At 66.5% G+C, this 21381-nt stretch carries 20 protein-coding genes and 1 pseudogene; 14 read left to right on the top strand and 7 right to left on the bottom strand.

The features are described 5' to 3' along the window. The first annotated feature begins 18 nt into the window (after nucleotides 1-18). The 7 genes from ACZK0Z_RS11070 to ACZK0Z_RS11040 all read left to right on the top strand — a co-directional run bounded on the left by ACZK0Z_RS11070 (nucleotide 19) and on the right by ACZK0Z_RS11040 (nucleotide 9014). On the top strand, nucleotides 19-1458 hold the full coding sequence (locus ACZK0Z_RS11070) for a polysaccharide lyase 6 family protein (protein ID WP_197631938.1): 1440 nt from the start codon (nucleotides 19-21) through the stop codon (nucleotides 1456-1458). Next, nucleotides 1455-3683: an oligoalginate lyase gene (locus ACZK0Z_RS11065; RefSeq protein WP_197631937.1), complete on the top strand. Its 2229-nt coding sequence runs from the start codon at nucleotides 1455-1457 to the stop codon at nucleotides 3681-3683. Before ACZK0Z_RS11070 ends, ACZK0Z_RS11065 begins: the two co-directional genes overlap by 4 nt. Further along, on the top strand, nucleotides 3680-4984 hold the full coding sequence (locus ACZK0Z_RS11060; RefSeq protein ID WP_197631936.1) for an MFS transporter: 1305 nt from the start codon (nucleotides 3680-3682) through the stop codon (nucleotides 4982-4984). Before ACZK0Z_RS11065 ends, ACZK0Z_RS11060 begins: the two co-directional genes overlap by 4 nt. A gap of 46 nt (nucleotides 4985-5030) precedes the next feature. Beyond that, nucleotides 5031-5783, top strand: a complete 753-nt coding sequence (locus tag ACZK0Z_RS11055) for an SDR family NAD(P)-dependent oxidoreductase (RefSeq protein WP_197631935.1) — start codon at nucleotides 5031-5033, stop codon at nucleotides 5781-5783. A 21-nt stretch (nucleotides 5784-5804) separates the two neighbouring features. Further along, the gene (locus ACZK0Z_RS11050; RefSeq protein ID WP_197631934.1) at nucleotides 5805-6992 is read left to right on the top strand and encodes a GDSL-type esterase/lipase family protein; all 1188 of its coding nucleotides are present in this window, start codon (nucleotides 5805-5807) and stop codon (nucleotides 6990-6992) included. Nucleotides 6993-7002: 10 nt separating this feature from the next. Then, nucleotides 7003-8022, top strand: a complete 1020-nt coding sequence (locus ACZK0Z_RS11045; RefSeq protein WP_197631933.1) for a sugar kinase — start codon at nucleotides 7003-7005, stop codon at nucleotides 8020-8022. A 62-nt stretch (nucleotides 8023-8084) separates the two neighbouring features. Beyond that, complete coding sequence (locus ACZK0Z_RS11040) at nucleotides 8085-9014, top strand: DUF6708 domain-containing protein (RefSeq protein WP_100443844.1); 930 nt, start codon at nucleotides 8085-8087, stop codon at nucleotides 9012-9014. Between the two features lie 58 nt (nucleotides 9015-9072). Here ACZK0Z_RS11040 and ACZK0Z_RS11035 read toward each other — a convergent pair whose 3' ends face one another. Continuing rightward, entirely contained in the window at nucleotides 9073-10524 is a 1452-nt protein-coding gene (locus ACZK0Z_RS11035; RefSeq protein ID WP_197619235.1) for a S41 family peptidase, read from the bottom strand. A gap of 193 nt (nucleotides 10525-10717) precedes the next feature. Here ACZK0Z_RS11035 and ACZK0Z_RS11030 point away from each other — a divergent pair, with 193 nt between their 5' ends. Further along, nucleotides 10718-10900: a hypothetical protein gene (locus tag ACZK0Z_RS11030; protein ID WP_049430425.1), complete on the top strand. Its 183-nt coding sequence runs from the start codon at nucleotides 10718-10720 to the stop codon at nucleotides 10898-10900. Nucleotides 10901-10960: 60 nt separating this feature from the next. Here ACZK0Z_RS11030 and ACZK0Z_RS11025 read toward each other — a convergent pair. Then, nucleotides 10961-12535, bottom strand: a pseudogene (locus tag ACZK0Z_RS11025) (S15 peptidase family protein). Between the two features lie 798 nt (nucleotides 12536-13333). Between ACZK0Z_RS11025 and ACZK0Z_RS11020 the strand changes: the two are divergent. Further along, the gene (locus ACZK0Z_RS11020; RefSeq protein WP_049430429.1) at nucleotides 13334-14074 is read left to right on the top strand and encodes a DNA/RNA non-specific endonuclease; all 741 of its coding nucleotides are present in this window, start codon (nucleotides 13334-13336) and stop codon (nucleotides 14072-14074) included. Between the two features lie 104 nt (nucleotides 14075-14178). After that, the gene (locus tag ACZK0Z_RS11015) at nucleotides 14179-14874 is read left to right on the top strand and encodes an HAD family hydrolase (protein ID WP_049430430.1); all 696 of its coding nucleotides are present in this window, start codon (nucleotides 14179-14181) and stop codon (nucleotides 14872-14874) included. 7 nt (nucleotides 14875-14881) lie between these two features. Here ACZK0Z_RS11015 and ACZK0Z_RS11010 read toward each other — a convergent pair whose 3' ends face one another. The 4 genes from ACZK0Z_RS11010 to ACZK0Z_RS10995 are packed head-to-tail and all read right to left on the bottom strand — an operon-like array spanning nucleotide 14882 to nucleotide 16929. Further along, nucleotides 14882-15112 (bottom strand): hypothetical protein, encoded by a 231-nt coding sequence (locus ACZK0Z_RS11010; RefSeq protein WP_049430431.1) that lies wholly within the window; start codon nucleotides 15110-15112, stop codon nucleotides 14882-14884. Next, the gene (locus tag ACZK0Z_RS11005; RefSeq protein ID WP_049430432.1) at nucleotides 15109-15534 is read right to left on the bottom strand and encodes a VOC family protein; all 426 of its coding nucleotides are present in this window, start codon (nucleotides 15532-15534) and stop codon (nucleotides 15109-15111) included. The genes ACZK0Z_RS11010 and ACZK0Z_RS11005 overlap by 4 nt, the downstream gene beginning before the upstream one ends. A 10-nt stretch (nucleotides 15535-15544) precedes the next feature. Further along, nucleotides 15545-16006, bottom strand: coding sequence for a helix-turn-helix domain-containing protein (locus ACZK0Z_RS11000; RefSeq protein WP_005409769.1), 462 nt, complete (start codon nucleotides 16004-16006; stop codon nucleotides 15545-15547). Beyond that, nucleotides 16003-16929, bottom strand: coding sequence for a LysR substrate-binding domain-containing protein (locus ACZK0Z_RS10995; protein ID WP_049430433.1), 927 nt, complete (start codon nucleotides 16927-16929; stop codon nucleotides 16003-16005). Before ACZK0Z_RS10995 ends, ACZK0Z_RS11000 begins: the two co-directional genes overlap by 4 nt. 91 nt (nucleotides 16930-17020) lie before the next feature. On the opposite strand from ACZK0Z_RS10995, the gene ACZK0Z_RS10990 reads away from it, so the two are divergent. From ACZK0Z_RS10990 to ACZK0Z_RS10975, 4 genes are all read left to right on the top strand, one after another. Beyond that, nucleotides 17021-18061, top strand: coding sequence for a twin-arginine translocation signal domain-containing protein (locus ACZK0Z_RS10990; protein ID WP_197631932.1), 1041 nt, complete (start codon nucleotides 17021-17023; stop codon nucleotides 18059-18061). Then, nucleotides 18058-18939 carry a TolB-like translocation protein gene (locus tag ACZK0Z_RS10985; protein ID WP_197631931.1) on the top strand — a complete coding sequence of 294 codons (882 nt, stop codon included), beginning with the start codon at nucleotides 18058-18060 and terminating at the stop codon, nucleotides 18937-18939. The genes ACZK0Z_RS10990 and ACZK0Z_RS10985 overlap by 4 nt, the downstream gene beginning before the upstream one ends. Nucleotides 18940-19007: 68 nt before the next feature. Further along, on the top strand, nucleotides 19008-19544 hold the full coding sequence (locus ACZK0Z_RS10980; protein ID WP_197632019.1) for a GFA family protein: 537 nt from the start codon (nucleotides 19008-19010) through the stop codon (nucleotides 19542-19544). After that, on the top strand, nucleotides 19537-19845 hold the full coding sequence (locus ACZK0Z_RS10975; RefSeq protein ID WP_197631930.1) for a DUF6958 family protein: 309 nt from the start codon (nucleotides 19537-19539) through the stop codon (nucleotides 19843-19845). Before ACZK0Z_RS10980 ends, ACZK0Z_RS10975 begins: the two co-directional genes overlap by 8 nt. Here the strand turns inward: ACZK0Z_RS10975 and ACZK0Z_RS10970 are convergent, their stop codons facing one another. Then, nucleotides 19846-21201: a sigma-54 dependent transcriptional regulator gene (locus ACZK0Z_RS10970; protein WP_197631929.1), complete on the bottom strand. Its 1356-nt coding sequence runs from the start codon at nucleotides 21199-21201 to the stop codon at nucleotides 19846-19848. Nucleotides 21202-21381: the final 180 nt, after the last annotated feature.

Raw genomic sequence — 21381 nt, 5'->3', positions numbered from 1 at the left:
CATCCCTGGAAGGATTTCATGCGCATTCACTCGCTGGCGCGTCACCCGCACAACAATTCATCACTGTTTTGCCTGGCCACTGGTCTAGCCATGTGCCTGACCACTTCAGCAGCAAGTGCAGCCAGCTGGCTCGTCCACGATGTCGCTGAGTTCGCTACCGCCGCCTCGGCGCTGCAGCCCGGCGATGAGATCGTGTTGGCTGACGGCATCTGGACCGACGCCCGGTTGCTGCTGAAGGCCCAGGGCACGGCAGCCGCGCCGATCGTGCTGCGCGCGCAGACCGCCGGCAAGGTCGTCCTCAGCGGGCGCTCGGACCTGCGCCTGGCGGGGAACTACCTGCAGGTGTCCAACCTGGTGTTCCGCAACGGCTATACGCCGGGTGATGCAGTGGTCGCGTTCCGCGAGTCGAGCAAGGCCGTCGCCAGCAACAGTCGCGTCACCGGCCTGGTGATCGATGACTACACCAACCCGGATGCCAGCGACCAGGACTACTGGGTATCGCTGTATGGCAGCAACAACCGGTTGGATCACAGCCAGTTGCGCGGCAAGACCAACGCCGGGCCGACCGTGGTGGTGGTGCGCGATGCCACCCAGGGCCTGGACAACCAGCACCGCATCGACCACAACTGGTTCGGCCCACGCCCAGCGCTGGGCGTCAACGGCGGTGAAACGATCCGCGTCGGCACCAGTGACACCTCACTGAGCAATTCCAACAGCACGGTGGAGAACAACTGGTTCGAAGGCTGCGACGGCGAGACCGAAATCGTCTCCAACAAGTCTGGCGGCAATACCTACCGCGGCAACGTGTTCTATCGTTCGGCCGGCGCGCTGACCCTGCGCCACGGCAATGGCAACCGGGTGATCGACAATGTCTTCCTCGGCGACGACAAGGCCGGCACCGGCGGCGTACGCATCATCAACGCCGACCAGACCGTCAGCAACAACTACTTTGAACGGCTGGCCGGGTCCAGCAACCGTTCGGCACTGGCGGTGATGGATGCGCAGGCCAGTCCGCCGCTGTCCGGCTATGCGCCGGTGGTGAATGCCACGATCAGCCGCAACACCTTCGTGGACGTGGCGAAAATCAGTTTCGGTGTCGGCCATGATGAAACCAAGGGCATCGTGGTTGCCGCCAGCAACAGCCGCTTCACTGGCAACCTGATCGTCAACCGCACTAGCAGCAACCCGCCCAATACCGCCAGTTCGCTGGCCGGCATCGGCTTCAGCGGCAACGTGCAGTCGCCGGCAGCCAGCACCGTGTTCCCGGGAGGCGTAGAGAGCCGAGCCGTCAGCCTGCAGCAGGCTGCCAGCGGATTGTGGGTGGCCACGCCTGCCCTGCCCGCCGTGGGTGCCGATCCTGCCCTGGCGATGACCGCGCGCGAGGCGATCGGCGTCGACTGGTATCCCAAGGTGGGCGAAGTTGCCCTGTCACGCACCCGCAATGGAGTTGATCGATGAGGTTGCAGCCGCTGTTCGTTTCCCTGGCCTTGGCCGCCCCCTTCGCCCTGCTGCCGAGCGCATCGCTGTTCGCGGCCCCCGCTGCTGCCGTGCGACAGGCCGAGGCCGCGCCGGTGCTGGTCACCGCTGCGCAGTGGCAGCAGATGGCCAGCGAAGGGCGCCGCTACCCGTGGTTCGCCAAGGAGCAGGCGCGCACCGAGGCGACGCTGAAGAAGATGATGAAGGCCGGTATCGACGTGCCGGTACCCAAGGACAAGGGCGGCGGCCGCACCCATGAACAGCACAAGCGCAACTACCAGGCGCTGCTGGCGGCGGGCACGCTGTACCGGCTGACCGGCGACAGGGCCTACGTGGACTATGCGCGCGACATGCTGCTGCAGTATGCCCAGCTCTACCCGGCGCTGGGCCCGCACCCGGAAGGCCGCGGGCAGATCCCCGGGCGCGTGTTCTGGCAGGTGCTCAACGATTCGGTATGGCTGGTCAACGCCATCCAGGGCTACGACGCGATCCGTGACGCACTGTCCATCGGGGACCGCGACACCATCGAATCGAAGGTGTTCCGGCCGATGGCCGAGTTCCTCGTCAGCGAGCCGAAGAACTACGACCAGATCCACAACCACGCCACCTGGGCGGTGGCCGCCACCGGCATGACCGGCTACGTGCTGCGCGACCAGGAACTCGTGGAGAAGTCCCTGCGGGGCAGCCAGAAAGATGACCGGTTCGGCTTCCTGCGGCAGATCGACCTGCTGTTCTCGCCCGATGGTTACTACGAGGAAGGCCCCTACTACCAGCGCTACGCACTGGCGCCGTTCCTGCTTTTCGCCAATGCCATCGAACGCAACGAACCGCAGCGGAAGATATTCGCGCGCCGCGACGGCGTGCTGTTGAAGGCCGTGGATGTGCTGGTGCAGTCCAGCTACAACGGCCTGTTCTTCCCGATCAACGACGCCATCCTGGACAAGGGCATCGACACCGAAGAGCTGGTGGCCGGCATCGGCATCGCCTATGCGCGCACCGGCGATGACCGCCTGCTGTCGGTGGCCCAGCAGCAGAAACGCCTGCTGTTGTCACCCGACGGCCTGCAGGTGGCGCAGGCACTGGCCGCGAACAAGGCCAGGCCCTTCGACTACCGGCCGATGTTGCTGCGCGATGGCCCCGACGGCGAACGCGGCGGCCTGGCGATCCTGCGCATGAACGGCGAACGCGGCCAGGCACTGGTGCAGAAGGACACGATGCAGGGCATGGGCCATGGCCACTTCGATAAGCTCAACTGGCTGTTCTACGACAACGGCAATCCGGTGGTGACCGACTACGGTGCAGCACGCTTCCTCAACGTGGAAGCCAAGCGCGGTGGCATCTACCTGCCGGAGAACCGCAGCTGGGCCAAACAGACCGTGGCCCACAACACCCTGGTGGTGGACGAGCAGAGCCACTTCAAGGGTGACTGGAAGCGCGGCGAGGAGCACGCCCCGCAGGTGCGCTTCTTCCAGGCCGATGCCGATACCCAGATTGCCTCGGCAACGATGAGCGATGCCTATCCCGGCGTGGTATTCACCCGCACCCAGGCGCTGCTGCGCCACCCCGACCTGGGCCTGCCGGTGGTGCTGGACCTGCTGAAGGTGCACGGGGACAAGGCCGCGCGCTACGACCTGCCGCTGCACTTCAATGGCCACATCGTCACCACCGGCTTCGAGGCCGAACACTTCCCCGCCCAGCGCCCAGTGCTGGGCAAGGACAACGGCTACCAGCACCTGTGGCTGGATGCACGCAGCAAACCCGGCAGCGCGCCGCGTTCGCTGGCCTGGCTGCTGGATGGGCGCTTCTACACCTACCGCTTCGGCAGCAGTGCGCCTGCACAGGCGCTGCTGGTGGAAAGCGGTGCCAACGATCCGGAGTTCAACCTGCGCCGCGAGCCGGCGCTGCTGCAACGCGTGGAAGGCCAGAAGGACGTGACCTTCTTCAGCGTGCTGGAGCCGCATGGCGAGTACAACGGCACCGCCGAGTACGTGCACGGCGCCGACAGCCGCATCAAGGACATCGTGCGCACCCGCGGCAGCGATGCCGAGGTGATCGAACTGCGCCTTGCCAGTGGAGCGCGCATCGCGCTGGGCGTGTCCGATGACAGCAGCGCCAAGGGCGAGCACAGCGTGACCGTGGACGGCCATGCCTACCGCTGGAGCGGCAGCCACGCGCGCATGGACCGCAGCAAGGGTGACGCAAAATGAACGGCCCTGCGGTGGTGGCCCAGCTGCGCAAGGTGCCGGTGCGTTCAGCAGTGCGCTGGCTGATCGTGGGCCTGATTGCCGTGGCCACGGTCATCAACTACATCGACCGCAATGCACTGGCGGTGATGTGGCCGGAAATCGCCAAGGAAGTGGGGGCGACCAAGGATGACTACGCCCTGCTGGTGACGGTGTTCATGCTGTTCTACGCCTCCGGCCAGCTCCTGTTCGGGCGGTTGTTCGACATGATCGGCACGCGCCTGGGTTTCGCGTTGTCGATCAGCGTGTGGTCGATCTCCATCGCCCTGCATTCGGTCACCCATTCGATGCTGTCCTTCGGCCTGGTACGGGCGATGCTCGGCATCAGCGAAGCAGGCGCGTGGCCGGGCGCGGTGAAGGCCAATGCCGAGTGGTTCCCGGCGCGCGAGCGCGCATTGGCGCAGGGCGTGTTCAACGCAGGTGCGTCGATCGGGGCGATCGTCTCCGCACCGGCCATCGCCGGCCTCTACTTGTGGCTGGGCTGGCGCGGCACCTTCGTGCTGGTCGGTGCAATCGGTTTCCTGTGGCTGCTGCCGTGGCTGTTTGTCTACCGCGCCGGCCCGGACAAGCATCCGTGGGTGAGCGATGCCGAGCGCCGGCTGATCCAGGAAGACCAGGCCGGGCAAAAGGCGGTGGTGGCGCCGAAGGCCAGCGTTCGTGAGCTGCTGGCCCACCGGCAGAGCTGGGGCATGCTCGCCTGCCGCTTCCTGCTGGACCCGATCTGGTGGCTGTTCGTGTCCTGGCTGCCGATCTACCTGGCTGAAACCTTCGGCTTCGACATCAAGCAGATCGGCCTGTTCGCCTGGGTGCCGTTTGTCGGCGCGATGCTGGGCAGCCTCAGCGGCGGCTGGCTCTCCGGGCGGATGATCCGCGCCGGGCACAGCGTGGACCGCGCCCGCAAGCTGTCCATAACGCTGGGCTGCGTGGTCATGGCTCCTGCCCTGCTGGGTGCCGTGCTGGCCAACCAGCCGCTGCTGGCGGTGCTGGCAATCGCTGCGGTGCTGTTCGGCTTCCAGGTGGCCATCGGCAACATCCAGACCCTTCCCGGCGATCTGTTCGACGGCCGCTCGGTGGGCACGCTGGCGGGCCTGGGGGGCCTGGCCGCAGTAGCCGGCACCTTGATCACCACTTGGCTGGTGCCGGTGCTGACCCGCCACTCCTACGCCCCGATCTTCATCCTCGTTGCCGCGCTGGTGCCGCTGTCGCTTGCTGCGCTGTGGTGGTGGACCGGGCCTATCCACAAGCTCGACCGCCGCGGCGGTTGAGCCTGCATCTCTCTTCAATTCCCCCGCAAACCAAGGAGTTTTCCGCATGTCGTTCCAGGACAAGGTGGCCATTGTCACCGGCGGTGGCCGCGATATCGGTCGCGCCGTTTCGATCAAGCTGGCTGCCGCCGGCGCACGCGTCTGCATCAACTACGCCAATGATGAGGCCAGTGCCCAGGAAACGCTGGCACAGATCCATGCGGCCGGTGGCCAGGCCATCGTGCATCGCGCCGACGCCACCGACGCCACGGCCGTCGCCGGCCTGGTCGCTGCGGCACAGGCCGCGTTCGGCGAGCGCATCGACCTGTTGGTGAACGTGGCCGGTGGCATGGTGCAGCGCCGGCCGCTGGCCGACATCGACCCGGTGTTCTTCCACACCGTGATGGACCTGAACCTGACCTCGACCTACCTCACCACCCACGCAGTGGTGCCGCACATGCGCGAAGGCGCGGCCATCGTCAACTTCGCCTCGCAGGCAGGCCGTGATGGCGGCGGCCCGGGCGCATCGATCTACGCCACCGCCAAGGCGGCGGTGATGACCTTCACCCGCGCCATGGCCAAGGAGCTGGGGCCGAAGGGCATCCGCGTGAACGCGCTGTGCTGCGGCATGATCGCCACCCGCTTCCACGACGAATTCACCAAGCCGGAAGTACGCACGGCCGTTGCCGGCGCCACCCCGTTGCGCCGCCAGGGGGCGCCGGACGAAGCTGCCGACGCTGCGGTGTTCCTGGCCTCGGATGCGGCCGCGTTCATCACCGGCGCGAATCTGGACGTCAACGGCGGTACTTACTTCTCCTGACACCTGACCGGACTCCTGCCCATGCAGCGCTGGACACTTCTGTTTTCATTGATGCTCTGCTCCGCCATGACGGCGCCCGCTGCGTGGGCCGCACCCGTGTGGGTCACTGCCTGGACGGCCGCGCCCGCGCCCGACCGCAAGGACGGGACGTCCGATGCGCCGGTACAGTTCGCCGCACAGACCGTGCGCCAGGACATGCGCATTGGCAGCCGTGGCGATGTGCTGCGGCTGCGCATCAGCAACGAACTCGGCACGGCGCCCCTGCGCGTCGAGGACCTGCGCGTGGGAGTGAAGAACAGCAAGGCCGCACCACTGCCGGTAACGGTGGACGGCCGCGCGGTCATCGAGGTGCCGGTCGGGGCCGCGCTGCTGAGCGACCCGGTGCGGATGCCGGTGGCGGCGCTGCAGGAAATCAGCGTGAGTGCCTATTTCCCGCAGCCCACCCGTCCCGCCGTGCGCCGCACCGAGCTGCGGGTAGCGGACGGCAGGCAGGCAACCGTTGCCGACAGCGTGCGGCTGAGCTACCAGCAGAACGTGTTCTCGGCAGTGATGGTGCAGCGTGATGATCGTCCCCAGGTAATCGTGGCGCTGGGCGATTCCATCACCGAAGGCGCCACCGCACGTCGCGGCACCTTCAACCAGTGGCCGGAGCGGTTGGCGCACCGCCTGCAGCAGGCCTGCCCCAACCGCTTCGTGGTGCTCAACCAGGGCATCAGCGGCAACAAATTGCTTGACCATGGCCGCAGCCACAGTGCGCTGTCACGATTGGATCGCGATGTGATCGCGGTGGCTGATGCCGATCAGGTGATCCTGTTCGAAGGCATCAATGACATCCGCCACGGTGGTGGCGCGCAGCCGCTGCCTGGACGCAATGCGGCGGACATGCTGCTGGGCTATCAGCAGGTTGCGGCGCGGCTGCATGCGCACGGCATCCGCGCCTGGCTGGGTACGTTGACCCCGTTCGGCGGTTCCGAGCGCTACGAGCCCGTGTCCGCAGCCACCCGCACCGCGATCAACCAGTGGGCACGCGGCGGCAACAGCGGCTTCGACGGCATCATCGATTTCGATGCCGCGCTGCGTGACCCGAAGGGAGCCGAGTCGTTGCCCAACGAGATCACCCGCGACCATCTGCATCCCAACGACGAAGGCTACCGGCGCATGGCCGATGCCATCGATATGCGCATGCTGGGCTGCACCACCTCCGAGTGAGAGAGAACCGATGAGCCGCGTCGTTTGTTTCGGTGAGTTGCTGCTGCGCCTGGGCGCCCGCGGTCGTGAACTGCTGCTGCAGACGCCGCAGCTGCAGGTTCATGTGGGAGGCGCCGAGGCCAATGTGGCGGTCTCGCTGGCCTGCCTGGGCCACGATGTGCAGATGGTCAGCACGGTACCCGCTAGCGCGCTGGGCCGGCACGCCGTGGCCGAGCTGCGGCGGCATGGGGTGGGCGTGGCCGGCGTGCGTGAAGTGGAGGGTCACCGCATGGGCCTGTACTTCCTGGCGACCGGTGCGGTGCAGCGCGCCAGTGAAGTGGTGTATGACCGCGCCGGTTCTGCATTCGCAAACAGCAGCGCCGAAGATCATGCGTGGCCCGCCCTGCTTTCCGGCGCGCACCTGCTGCATGTTTCGGGCGTCAGCCCGGCGCTGGGCGCCAACGTGGCCGAGTCGGTGCTGGGTGCCGTGCGTGCGGCTCGCGCGGCCGGTGTGCAGGTGTCGTTCGACGGCAATTACCGTCCCTCATTGTGGCAACGCTGGGATGGCGATGCAGCGCCGATCCTGCGCGAGCTGTTCGCCGAGACCGACATTCTCTTTGCCGATCATCGGGACATCGAACTGGTGCTGGGACTGCGCTTCCCGCAGGACGATGCGGTCGCTCGAACCGAGGCCGCTGCGGCCGCTGCCTTTGCTGCGTTCCCGCACCTGCGGTGGCTGGCCTGCACCCAGCGCGAGGTGATCAGCGCCGACCATCACGTGCTCGGTGCGCTGCTGCTGGGACGCGATGAAACCCGCGCGCAGGCCGCTCCGAGGCCGCTGCCCGGCATCGTTGATCGCATCGGCGGTGGCGATGCCTTTGCCGCCGGCGTCCTGCACGGATTGCTGTCCGGTCTAGACGCAGAAAGCACCGTCCGCTTCGGACTAGCCGCGGGCGCGTTGAAGCACGCCATTCCCGGCGACTTCAGCCCTGCCCGCGAAGCTGAAGTCCGGGCACTGATGGATAGCCATCCGTTCGACGTTCGTCGCTGATCCCCCCCCCAGGAGAATCCCGCTAGAATCCAACGGGCGCTGGAATCGCGCAGGGATCGCCCATGGATTACACCGGATACACGCGCAAGTTTCCCAACAACCGCCCGCTGAATGCGTTTGATCGCGAGCACCGCCTGCTGCAGAAGAAGCGGTTGGATGTCGTGCCGTTGGCGCATCTGTGCGTGGTGAAGATGAATTCGAACTGCCTGGTTTCGGTGGATCGCTGGTTCGCCGCGCGTGGCTTTGCAGCCCTGCTGGGCGCGATCGGCATTGCCTTCGGGCTGGGCGGCGTGCTGATGCTGCTCTGGTTGCTGATCGTGAACAGGCTACCCAACGAAAATGGCCTGTGGGAGGCGATATTCATCGGCATGGCGATGCTGGCCGCCTTCACTGCAGCGAGCATCTGGGTGGCCTGCCTCGAGTTGTTCCGCTGGACCTACTATCCGATCGCGCTCGATCGCAAGCACCGGCAGATACACGTGTTCGGGCTGGATGGCACCACCCTCAGCGTGCCCTGGGACCAGGTCTATTTCACGCTTGGCCGCGGAACCGGAACCTTCGGATGGTACAACTGGGATGTACGCGGACTGATCCTGGACGCGGATGGCGTCACAGTACGGGAGACGTTCGCGTTCTGCATCGCGACCTCTCGCATCGAGAACGCACATGCCCACTGGGAGTTCCTGCGGCGCTACATGGAAGAAGGACCGGCAGCCGTCGTGGACGCGGTGCGCTACTGCATGCCGCTGGACGGCAAGCGCGAGAGCTTCGCGTCCGGCAAGGAGCGCATCTTCGCCGAAGACGCGCAGCTCCCGGGTTTCATGTGGCTCACGATGCTGCCACTCAACTACCTGCACACGATCATGCGCTGGGTGGTGATGCAGACCAGCAGGATTCCGCGGTTTCCACCAGACATCGAGGCGCGCCTGACACCGGACGCCGGTGATCCCTGTGTCCGCGACGCTTCGATGAATCCACCGGACCTGCGCTGACCCAGCGTTGCGTCCGGCAACAGCACGTGGGAATTCCGTGTCATGGGCAGGCGCGTCCTCACAGCGCCAGCAGCCACGCTTCCAGTGCGCGTGTGTCCCGCATGTCGCCGTCAAAGCGACGATCCGGAGCATGCGGTTCATTGGAACCGCGCACCCGGCCTCGGAAAACCTTCATCGGTACGGAAATCCTGGCCAGTCCGCTCGGCAGCCGCTCCGGCCTGACATCCATGTAGAGGCTGTCGGCCGAAGTCTCGACGCCGACCTGCATCGCGCCCAGCCGTTTCCACAGATCGAGTGCATCGAGGCAGGCCGAGCCGCAGGACGCATCGGCCACGACCACCACCCTACCCTTGCGCAGCGGTGCTGCCGGGCCTGCGGTTGATGCTGTATCTGCCCTGGTATCGGATGGCTCGCGCCACACTGCCTCACCCCGGCCGCGTGCCTGTGCCATGCCCGTCGTCACCGATTCCAGCATGCGACGCAGCTCTGGCGATGCGTCGGACGCCCGCACCAGCTTCTGCAGGAAGCTGCGCAACTGGGCAATGTTGGCCTCGGAGGTCCGCCACTCCACCCAGCTGGGATCGGACAGCCCGTCCACGGCGGCACGGCCCCAGATCAATCGCGCCAGTTCGATGCTCCATTGCGAAGCACCGCCACTGTTGCCACGCACATCCAGCACGACCGACGGTGCCTGCTGCAGTGCTTCGGCATTTGGAGCAAGCTGCTCGAGCAGCGCGGTCAGTTCCTTGAAGTTCTGCTCCGTAGGGTCGGCATTGAAGCTGCTGGTGGTGATCCAGTAGCCGCCATCGGGCATGATGTGCCAGCCATTGGCCGGGCGGAAGCTGCGACGGGTATCGGCCAGGCGTTCCTTCCGGGCTGCCGGATCGATTGGCGTCCAACGTAGCGAATGGGCCTGCTCTCGACCATTCACACGGAAAATGCAGCTGCGTAACCTTGGCACGAACGGATTGCCCTGCTCCAGCAGCACTTCGCCGCCACCCTGGATGCGGCTGGCCTGCAGGTTCCAGCGCCCACTGAAGTCACCCACCCGGCGCGCAGCCAGCGTCTGCGCATCGATGCCGTCACAGGACAGCAATCGAGCCCCCAGCGGCGGGTGGCCCGGACCACCGCCCACGGTCATGACCACCTGCGCATCGCCGTCGAAACCGGTCAGGAACCCGGGCCACTGCGCTGGAAGCACGGGCGCGCCGGGAAGTGCGTTGAGGCTGACATGCCCATCGTTGAAGGACGCCGCATAGCCCTTCATCGCCCACCAGTAACCCTGGTAGCTGGAGACCCGATCCGTGCGCGAGCGCGCAAGGGCCAATGCTTCATCCAGCTGCGCGCCGAAACCAGGATTCCGCAGATCCACGGCGCCCGGATGGCTGCCGCGCATGGCCGCGTCGGCTGCATCCAGATCCTTCTGCAGCACGTCAGGCCAATCGATGGGCGGGACTACCGTTGCGGAGGTACCGAGCAGTACCGCGACCAGCATCGTCGTTGCAGACATCCGCGACTCCCGTGAAACGTATCCGGCCTGCTGTCCACGCCAGGAAATGGGCGCCAACCAATTGAACATACAAATAAATCCAGTCAGTCGGTCGCACAAAGTTAAGCCATCGTGAAGTAGGCTTGCGACGCTCCCGCCCGATGCGCGTAGGCGCTCAGATCCGTGGGAGCGACCGTTGCCTCAAGGAATCCAGATGAAAGTCACCCTCGCCGCCTCTGCTCTCGCCTGCACTCTTCTGCTTTCCGGGTGCACCACCAGCGGGTGGTTGCATGCTGCCAGTGGCGTGATGGACGCCAAGGACGCATACGAAAAACAGGAAAGACTGGATCGCATCAATCGCGCGAACGCGGCGGCCGCCCGGGCGCGCAGCAACTGACCCCATCAGGAAACAGCCGCCGCTCGACTTGGCATCGGGCGACGGCCCTGGCTTCTGGCCTCAATGCAACGGCACCTTCAGCACCGAAGGCGCGTTGGCTGGTGAACTGAAGGTCACCGTGCCGCCCAACTGGCTGATGCCGGAATAGCGCAGATCCACCGTATCAACCACCAGGGTCAGGCGGCTGCCAGCCGGAATGTTCCAGCTGCTCGCTTCCAGGCGCAGGTCCAGCGTCTTCGGCTGGCCCGGCGTGGCGCCGCGCAGCGTGTACGGCTTGTGGCTGATCAGCTGGCCGTTGCCCAGCACATCCTCGGCGTACAGATAGGCATACAGCGTGGTGTCGGCGCGGCTGGGCGTGACGGTCAGGCGCACCTCCGGCGCGCCGTCCAGGCGTCGCGCACTCCACTGGACCGGCCCCTGCCAGACGCCGGCCGCGTTGCGGCCCACGAACGGAACATAGGCGCCTGGCGGCAGATTGATCATCTGCAGCGCGCCAGAGGCCATCGCCACGCCCGAATTGGCAGCGGTCAGCAGGCCACTACCGATACGGTAGTTCCAGCCGGTACTGCTTCCGCTCTATGCCAGGCCGCCGGTGGGCAGCAGCAGCCCTTTGGGCGCGGTCAGCGCATAGCTGATGGCGCCGGCATTGGTCGCCTGCCAGTTCGGATACGTGCTCCAGCTGCCCTTCTGCGACTTCAGCTGCACCGCAGGCTGCCGGTCGATGCCATTGGCTTCACCCTTGAGGTAGTGGTCGAACCAGTCGCCAACCGCGTCGTAGACCTCGTTGGGAATGCCCAGTGCGCCAAAGGCTTCGTTGAGCGCGTGGTCGCCATGGCGCAACTGCAGCTGCTTGGGGCCCTTCAGGCGGTTGAAGAAGTCCACCAGCTGGCCCGGCGGGAACAGGCTGTCGTTGAAGGCGTTGGCCAGGAACACCGCCGGCTGGTTGGCGTTGATCTCATCGATGCTGGCCCCGGGGCTGCGCTGCGCCGCCACAGGCAACAGTGAGTCCACAGCACCCTGGTAGTTGCCCACCAGCACATTGCGGTTGATGGTGGCCAGTTCCGTTCCCGGACGGCCAGTGGCCAGGCCGGCGGCCACCAGCAGCGCGATGCCCTGTGCGCTGGGGGTATCGTTGCTGTACAGCGAGGCCTGCAGGTCGGCCCAGCCACTCAGTGCCGCCACCGCCTTGATGCGCGGGTCGCGCGCCGCGGCCAGCAGGCTGGTGCCGGCGCCGTACGAGATGCCCGAGACGCCAACACGGGTGGGATCGGCCCGGGTGTTGTCCAGCGCCCAGTCAATCAGCGCACTGACATCCTCGACCGTGGCCGGCCCGGCGATGTCGATGCTGCCGCCGGACTCCCAGAAGCCACGCGAACTGTAGCTGATGACTACATAGCCGCGCCGGGCCAGTGACTGCGCCACGCCCACGTACTCCACGCTGGGCACGGCCCAGCTGCTGGGCATCACCAGCAGCGGATGCCGTCCGCTGCCCGCGTCCTGCGGTTCGATGACGAAGGCCCCGAGAGGCGTTCCATCCCACCTGGGAATGGTGCGATGGGTGGTCTTGACCGTGGCCGCCCAAGCGGTGGGCGCCAGCCCGGTCAGCAGGATCAACAGCAGCACTACCTTGCGCATCGTGGTCTCTCCCCGTCGGTGGTGGTGCAACGGGTCGGACCGTACCAGTGCGAATGGTGGGTGGCACCTTGCGACGCAGCATGACGCTTTCGAACCCGGCGCCCGGTTGGATCGATGCACGATCACATTCAGGCGCGGTGGATCACCCACGCCACCAGGCCTGCAAGTGGCATCAATGCAAGTGTGCCAACGACGCCCAGGCATCCGGACGCCCCGCGGTGCGGCGCGGAAGTCTGTGGATGCGATCGCAGCCAGGCGGCATGACAGGCGCTGCAGTAGAAGCGCTGCTTGCCGGCGCGCCAGGCGCCACGGGTACGTTCGTCATGGAGGGCGGCGTTGCCGCAGCGCCCACACTTGAAACTGCGATGTGGCGGGCGTCTCTGTCGACGCAGCGCGGCCACGATTGCAATCCCGATCAGGGCGGCAGCAGCGGCCCCTGCAAGCAGTTCACTGTTGATCATTCGCCTTGCCCGATCCCATGGCTCCCGGTCCTGCTGCGCAGGATATCGAGTCGTACACCGCCTGCGCTACAACGCCCTAGCACCCGCGTATGTCACCCACGTGCCGTGTGATCTGACACCTCTCCAGTGCTTGCGCGCGGTCACAGCTTCGTCTTTTCGTCGTTGACCGAAAGACGACAGCTTGTGACGCTTACGACACCGCAGGGCCTCCACAGCCCAACAACGCGGCCACGTCCCACCGCAATCCGCTGCACCCACTCCGCACCGTCTCCCCATGACCTCGCCCTGCCAGGCCGTGGCGGACGGCTGCGCCCTGAACTTCTGCTGGAGAACCGCAATGCGCCTTGCAAGCTTCTTCTTCGCGCTCGTCCTCAGTGCCTTCGCCGGCGCTGCCCAGGCCCAGGTCGTCACCCTCAACAAGGGCGGCTTCGTGCTTACCTACGATTGCAGCATCCACAGCGCCACCCGCTACGAATACACCCTGACCGCAGACACTGGTTCGGCCGCGCGGCCGTCCAGCTTCTACAAGGACCCGGACCTGCCGGCCGGCTGCCTCGGGCAGACCAGCACCGCCTCCTACGCCAGCATCAAGTCCGGCTATGACCGGGGCCATCTGGTGACGTCCAACCACATGGACTACAACGCGACGTACATCCGCCGCGCCAACTACATGACCAACATCGTCCCGCAGGTGTCCAGCTTCAACCAGGGCATCTGGGTGAAGGCCGAGAACGTGGCCGAGTGCTATCGCGACATCGCGCCGGTGGATGTCTACGGTGGCGTGGTCTACGGCGACGCCGCCAACGACTATTTCCTTTCCAGCCACGGCATCCCGACGCCGGAGTTCTTCTGGAAGACGATCATCACCCGCGATCCGAACACCGGCACGGCCAAGGCGATCAGCTGGATCATCCCCAATGAAGCGAACCTGGGCAGCCTGGACAGCTACCTGGTGACCATCGCCGATCTGGAGGAGCTGCTGGGTGCCAGCTACGTGGCGATCAACGCACCTGCCTCGCTGAAGAACATGCTGCCGGCCACCACCTGGCCCCAGCCGGCGGGGTGTGACCTGGGCTGACCGGCCTGCCGGGAATGGGTGGCACCCGGTCCGGGTGCCACGCAAGGATGGCTGTGGGAAAATGGCGGGCAATTGCACCACCGCATTGCCCTCTGGAGCTGTAGATGTCCCATTTCCCCTTCGATGCCGTGCTGTTCGACTGCGACGGCGTACTGGTCGATTCCGAGCCACTGGTCGCCCGCGTCCTCTCCGAGATGCTGACCGAACGTGGCTGGCCATTGACTCCAGCGCAGGCGGGGGAAGTCTTCCTTGGCCAATCCGTTGCCCACCTGGCCGGACTGATCGAAGAACGCACCGGCAAGCCGTTCACCGAGGAATGGCTGGAGGAATTCCGCCAGCAGCGCAACATCGCCCTGGAGCGTGACCTGCAGGCGATCCAGGGCGCGCCGGAAGCGGTGCGTGCGATCGCAGTTGCGACCGAAGGGCGGATTGCCTGCGCTTCCGGCGCCGATCTGCACAAGGTGCAGCTGCAGCTGGGCAAGGTCGGCATCCTCGATGCCTTCGGCGACCACGTCTACAGCGGCCAGGACATGCCCAACACCAAGCCGCACCCGGACGTCTACCTGGCGGCCGCTGCCGCGCTGGGCGTGGATCCGAAGCGCTGCGCGGTCATCGAAGACACCGTGACCGGTGCGACCGCCGGTGTGGCGGCAGGCGCCACCGTGTTCGGCTTCAGCGAGGGCGGCCCGCACCACAGCACGCCCGAGGCGCTGCGCGCAGCCGGTGCCCAGGTGATCTTCCAGCGCATGGAAGACCTTCCCGCGCTGCTGGCGGCCTACGCCGCCGACGCTGCCGCCTGACCCAGCGTCAACCCGCAGTGCCCTGCCCGGCGCTGCGGCACCTGCCGTTGTAGTGCAGCACGAACAGGTACAACCCGGTGAACAGCTGCAGGAACAAGGGCGGCAACGGCGAATAGGTGATCCACGCCGCCGGTTCGCCCTGGCCCAGCCCACGTACGGCGAAGTTGGCGATCACCGCCAGGGTGAACACGATCGAGGTCCAACGATGCACGGGCCGTGCCCAGCCACCGCGGCTCATTGCCGGCGCCTCGCTTCGGAACGGGCTTCGATCATCTTCCAGCCATTGCCCGATGGGTCGCGGAATCCGGCGTCGACGGCGCCATAGCGCTCGATCGGCTGCTGGGTGAATTCAACGCCCTGTGCCAGCCATTGCGTGTAGCGTGCCTGGCAGTCATCGACCGCCAGCACCAGGGGCGGCATTGCGCCCTTGGCTACCAGCTGCTGCAGCGAAAGCGCGGTGGCCGCATCGTGGGTGGGCGGGCCCGGCACGAACAGGCCCAGCTGGAAACCGTCCTGGCCCGGGCTGCGTACCGTCAGCCAGCGGTAGCTGCCATTGCGCACGTCGGTATGCACTTCGAAACCGAGCTTGCCGACGTAGAACGCCAGCGCCTCATCCTGGTCGCGCACATACAGGCCGACCGTGTTCACAGTGTTCGTCATGGGACCTCCCTCAGGTAGGGTCCACGTTAGCAACCGCCTCGCGGCGGCGCTTCTCCAAAACTGCGATCTTCAGGTCCGGGCGCTGCGCGGCGCGTGCATGGCATTCCGGCACGCTGGCCGACGCCGCCTGACCCGCACGCTCACGCTCACGCACATTGCCCGGGCTGTCACCGGTGATGTCACGGAAGATGCGGCCGAAGGTACCCAGGCTGCTCCACCCTGTCTGCGCGGCAATTTCGGTGACCGGCAACTCGGTGTCACGCAACATCGCCACGGCCCGTTCGATGCGCCGGCTGAGGAGATAGCGGTGCGGTGGCAGCCCGAAGGCCTGCTTGAACGAGCGGGCGAAGTGCGCCGGCGACACCGCACTGACCTCGGCCAGGCGCGCGACGGGCCATTCCTCATGGCTGGCCCGATCCATCCGGTCCTTGGCACGCAGCAGGCGCCGCAGCAGTTCAGGGCTCTGGTTCATGGCATTACCGCCCGGGCCAGGTAATGGCGGGCTGCGTGCCGCGCCTCGGCGGCCTGCTCGACCAGCCAGTCACGGAATGCAATGACCTTGGCACTGCCACCTCGCGCCGTGGGTGCCACGAACCAGAAGCCGCGACCGTCGCTGGCCACGCCCGGATGCGCCTGCACCAGCCGCCCGCTGTCCAGCTCGGCCTGGAACAGGATCGGCGAACCAATGGCGATGCCTTGCCCGGCGATCGCGGCGCCGACATCCAGATGCTCGACGGCAAAGGGCGCGACGAAACTCTCCGGTGCCGGCGGTGGATGGTGCCCGTGCGCGGCAAACCACAGGGCCCACCAGTCCGGCCGCCCGAGCAGGGGAATCTCCAGCGCGCTGCTGCCCAGCCCACGCGCCTCGTGCAGCAGCGCCGGCGCACACAACGGTGTGAACACGCTGGGAAACAAGGGAGTTGCCTGAAGACCCGGCCATTCGCCCTGGCCATTGCGGATGGCGGCGTCGAAGTGGCCGGCGGCCAGATCCTGCGGCGCTGCCGACAGGTCCAGTTCCAGCACGAATTGCCGGTGGCGGGCGCGGAACGTGCCCAGCCGCGGCGTCAGCCAACTGGTGCCCAGCGTCGGCAGCACGGACAGGCGCAGTCGCGCCGCATCCCTGTCAGCGGCGCGCATGAAGCTGGCGCGCAGTGCATCGAATGCCCGGGTGGCCTCCTGGGCGACGCTGGCACCCGCCACCGTCAGTTCCACGTGCTGTGCGTGGCGCAGGAACAGGCAGATCCCGGTCTGGGCCTCCAGCCGCCGCACGTGGTAGCTCACCGACGCCGCACTGGTGTCAAGCTCTTCGGCGGCGCGCGCGAAGCTGCCCAGTCGCGCCGCCGCCTCGAAGGCACGGATGGCGGCAAGCGATGGCAGTTGGCGTTGGGTGACCATAAGTGTGACTTAGCCTGAGCCCCGATTTCTGCGTGGTCAATCCCCTTGGTACGCGCAACGATGGAGGCACCTTCGACAGGGGATCACGCACATGGATCGACGGCAGTTCCTGGCAACCCTGGCCGCCGCGGCAGCGTCCACGGCGCTGCCCTCCGGGTGGGCCCTGCCCGGCCACAGCGAAGACTGGAAATGGTTGCAGGGCAACTGGCAGGTCCGGCACCAACGCCTGAAGGAGCGCTTGGTGGGCGATACCCGCTGGGAGTCTTTCACCGGCTCCAGCGCGGTATGGCTCACCCTGGGCGGACTCGGCACCATCGATGACAACGTCATGGCGCTGCCTTCGGGCCCCTACAGGGGCCTGGGCGTGCGTGCATTTGATCCGGTGTCTTCCCTGTGGTCGATCTGGTGGATCGATGGCCGCAACCCTGCCCGTATCGAAGCCCCCGTGCGCGGTGTTTTCGAAGGCAACGCCGGCAGCTTCCATGGCACCGACCGGATCGACGGGCGCCCCATCGATGTGTGGTTCCGCTGGCATGACATCCACGGCGAGGAGCCGTGGTGGGAACAGGCGTTCTCCGATGATGCCGGTGCGCACTGGGAAGTGAACTGGCGCAACTGGTTTCGCCGCACTGCTGCGGCTCCCTCTCCGCTTCCGAAGCTGCCGGATGCACCAGGCGACTTTGATTTCCTGGTGGGCCATTGGAACGTGCGCCATCGTCGCCTGCGCGCTCGGCTGGCAGGCAGCGATGCGTGGGACGCGTTCAACGGCACCCTGCACAACTGGCCGGTGCTGGGAGGATTCGGCAACGTGGGTGACAACCTGATGGACGTGCCTGGAGCACCGCTGCGCGGCATGGGCATCCGTGCCTGGAATGCGGCGGAGCAGCACTGGCTGAGCTGGTGGCTGGATGGCCGGGAGCCGACCCGGATCGGCGCGCCGCTGCGCGGTGGTTTCGAGGCCGGTGTCGGCCACTTCTTCGGCGAAGACCAGCACGACGGTCGATCAATCCAGACACGGGTGATCTGGTCACGCATTACCCCGCGTTCGGCGCGCTGGGAACAGGCGGCCTCGGTCGATGGTGGGCGCAGCTGGGAAACCAACTGGGTCAGCGATTTCGAGCGACAGGCATGAAGACGCTGTTGGCCGTGGTGCTGCTGGTTGCTGCGTCGCCCCCCGCGTCTCCATCAAGGGGACTGCAGATCGTCGGCCCGGCCGAGCGCTTTGCCCCGGGCGTTGCATCCACGCAGTACGACGAGATTCGACTGACCTTGAGCCCCGACGGAAAGACCGCGCTGTGGTTCAGCCGCAACCGGCCCGGCGGTCCGGGCGGGTATGACATCTGGGTCTCCCGCCACGATGGGCAGCGCTGGCGGCTGGCGACGCCGGTGCCGTTCAACACGCCGGGGCGCGACTTCGATCCCGCCTTTTCCGCCGATGGCCGCGTGGTGTACTTCTGTTCGGATCGCGCAGGCGGCCAGGGCGGCGACGATCTGTATCGGGTCAGCATGGGGAGCGACGGTCGATTCGGGGAGCCGATCAATCTTGGCCCCGCAGTGAACAGCGCAGCCGATGAGTTCGCGCCGATGCTTTCGCCGGATGCAGGCACGTTACTGTTCTCCAGCGATCGCGCAGGCGGTGCGGGTGGCCATGACCTCTACATCGCAACGATGGTCCGTGGCGTCGCGGAGCGTGCCCGGCCGCTGGCGGGAGACCTCAATACCGTAGCGCAGGAGTTCGATGCCACCTTCCTGGGCGACGGCCGGACGCTCGTGTTTGCCCGCGCCCTGGACTTCGGAAGGGCACCGGTGCGCCAGTTCATTGCCTACGAGCGTGGAGGCCGTTATGACACGGGCCATGCATTGCCCTCCCCCTTGAACGAGGTCTCCGGCGACAGCTACGGCGCGATGCTGGATGGCTCGCAACCCGGCACCTTGACCTATTCGGCGCGGCGCGCGGACGGTGCAGGGTTGGACCTGTACCGCATCCGCTATCGGATGACGCGCCCTTGAAGGCGGATGCCGTCGATTTCCGGCGCCCCGGTTCGTCGAATGGACGAGTACCCCAGGAAATCCTTCAGATGCCCTCTCAACAGTCCCTTGCCTGCGCCTGCGGCCAGGTCCGCCTGACCACCACGGGGCACCCCATTGCCACCGTCGAATGCTGCTGCGACAGCTGCCGCAAGGCAGGCACCACCCTGCAGTCGATGCCCGGAGCACCCGACGTACTGGGCCCGCATGGCCAGACGCTCTTCGTAATGCACCGCAAGGATCGCGTCAGCATCGATGCCGGGCATGCAATGCTGCGCGCGTTGCGGTTGTCCAGCAGGGGCGGCAGCCGCCGCGTCCTGGCAGGCTGCTGCAATACGCCGCTCTTCCTGGAGTTCAGCGGCGGCCATTGGCTGAGCCTGTATGGTCTGCTGTGGCCGGCATCGGCAAGACCCGCCGTGGAGATGCGGACGATGGTCAGTGATCTTCCTGATGCCTCTGTCCTTCCCGACGACGTGCCGAACCTGCAGACCCGCTCACTGCGGTTCCATGCCCGTTTGATGAAGGCGTGGATCGCCATGGGCTTGCGCAGCCCACGCATCGAGGTTGCGGGGGATACCCATGTCTGAGCCCGATCGGATCGAGATCGAGAGCTTCACCACGCCCGGCCATATCCAGCGCGTGGACCGCGCCAAGTACATGGCCATGCGTCAGGCCCTGCTGCGAGTCCTGCCTGCGCACCCCCCAGGCCTGACCGTTGCGCAGGCGAAACAGGCGTTGCTGCCGCACCTGCCCGCCTCGCTGTTCCCGGCAGGTGCCACCGCTGGCTGGTGGTTGAAGGCCGTGCAGCTTGATCTGGAGGCCAAGGGCGTGATCGAGCGCCTTCCGGGAAAACCGCTGCGCCTGTTCAAGCACGTGGCGGCACGCTGATCAGCGCTGTGCAGGCAGCTCCAGTCGGTGCTTGCGGCACAGGCGATACACCGTCACCCGCGAGATCTGCATCTGCCGTGCGCACTCGGAGACGTTGTAGCCGGTCTGGCGCAGCGTCTGCAGCAGCACATCGCGTTCGGCCTGGCCGCGGGCATCGTGCAGCATCGCCCCCGGCAGGGTCGCCAGAGGTGCGCCCAGTTCCAGGTCGCGTTCGCTGATCAGTTCACCTTCGGCCATGATCGCCGCGCGCTGGACCCGGTTCAGCAGCTCACGCACGTTGCCGGGCCAATCGAAGCGGCGCATGGCCTGCAGCGCGCCTGCAGTGAAGCCACGCGCGCGCACGCTGTGCCGCAGCCGGAAGCAGCGCAGGAAATGCCCGGCGAGCAGCTGCACATCGGCACCGCGTTCACGCAGAGGGGGCATCAACAGGCGCAGCACGTTGAGCCGGTAGTACAGGTCGCTGCGGAACCGGCCCTGTGCCACCGCATGTTCCAGTTCAACGTGGGTGGCGGCCAGCACGCGTACGTCCGCCCGCAGCGGCTGGCTGCTGCCGACACGCTCGAAGGTGCCTTCCTGCAGCACGCGAAGCAGGCTGGTCTGTGCCTCTGGCGGCAGATCGCCCACTTCATCCAGGAAGACGGTGCCGCCGCGGGCCGACTCGAAAACACCGATCTGGCGCTTGTCGGCACCGGTGAACGAGCCGCGCTCGTGACCGAACAGCTCCGATTGCACCAGGTTGGCCGGGATCGCACCGCAGTTGACGGCGATGAACGGCTTGCCCGCGCGACCGGACAACGCATGCAGCGCATGCGCGGCCAGTTCCTTGCCCGTACCGGTTTCGCCAGTGACCAGGACTGGAAGTTCGACCGGAGCAAATTTGTGCAGGACCGTACGTACGGCGTGCAGCGCGGGGCTTTCGCCGATCAATGCGCGTGGACCCTGCCCACTGCACGCTTCTTCGACAGGTGGATCATCCGCATCGAACTGCTGGCGCATCGCGCAGACCAGGTCCTGCAGCCCAAATGGCAGTGTGAAGCGCGCGACGCATCGCTGCAGCAGCGGCTGCCACGCAGGCGGCGTGATCACTGCACCCGGCGGCAGCACAGCCAGCCACGGAAGGTGCTGGTGCTGTTCGATCCACGATGCGAGCAGCTGCAGTGCCACCGCATCCAGGTGACGCAGGTCAAGCACCGCGAGCAATCGATCACGCCCGCGCAGGCCAATCGCCATCGCGGGATCGGGACGGATGCTGCGTACATACCAGCCTGCCGCCGCAAGCGCACTGCGCTCGTTCGCCAACGGCTCGCCAAACCAGAGCACGCAACGTGACGTTGAAGCCTCCGGGACCGCTGCCATGCTTCCCCCAGCATCCGGACACCGACGGCGGACTGTCAGCCAATCACCGGCGTGCCGCCCCCCGCCGGGACCTCTACGGCCGCCAGGGCAGCCCTTGTTGGGCGGATCCTAGCGCTTCCCTAAACGGCGGCGCAATGACTGGCGCGTCAAGGAATGCTTGCCTGAAGCGGCACCGTTGCA

The organism is Stenotrophomonas sp. 116085_Sma (genome assembly GCF_056479585.1).
Note: the sequence above shows the minus strand (reverse complement) of the source record. Positions and strands in the feature narration are given on the sequence as shown.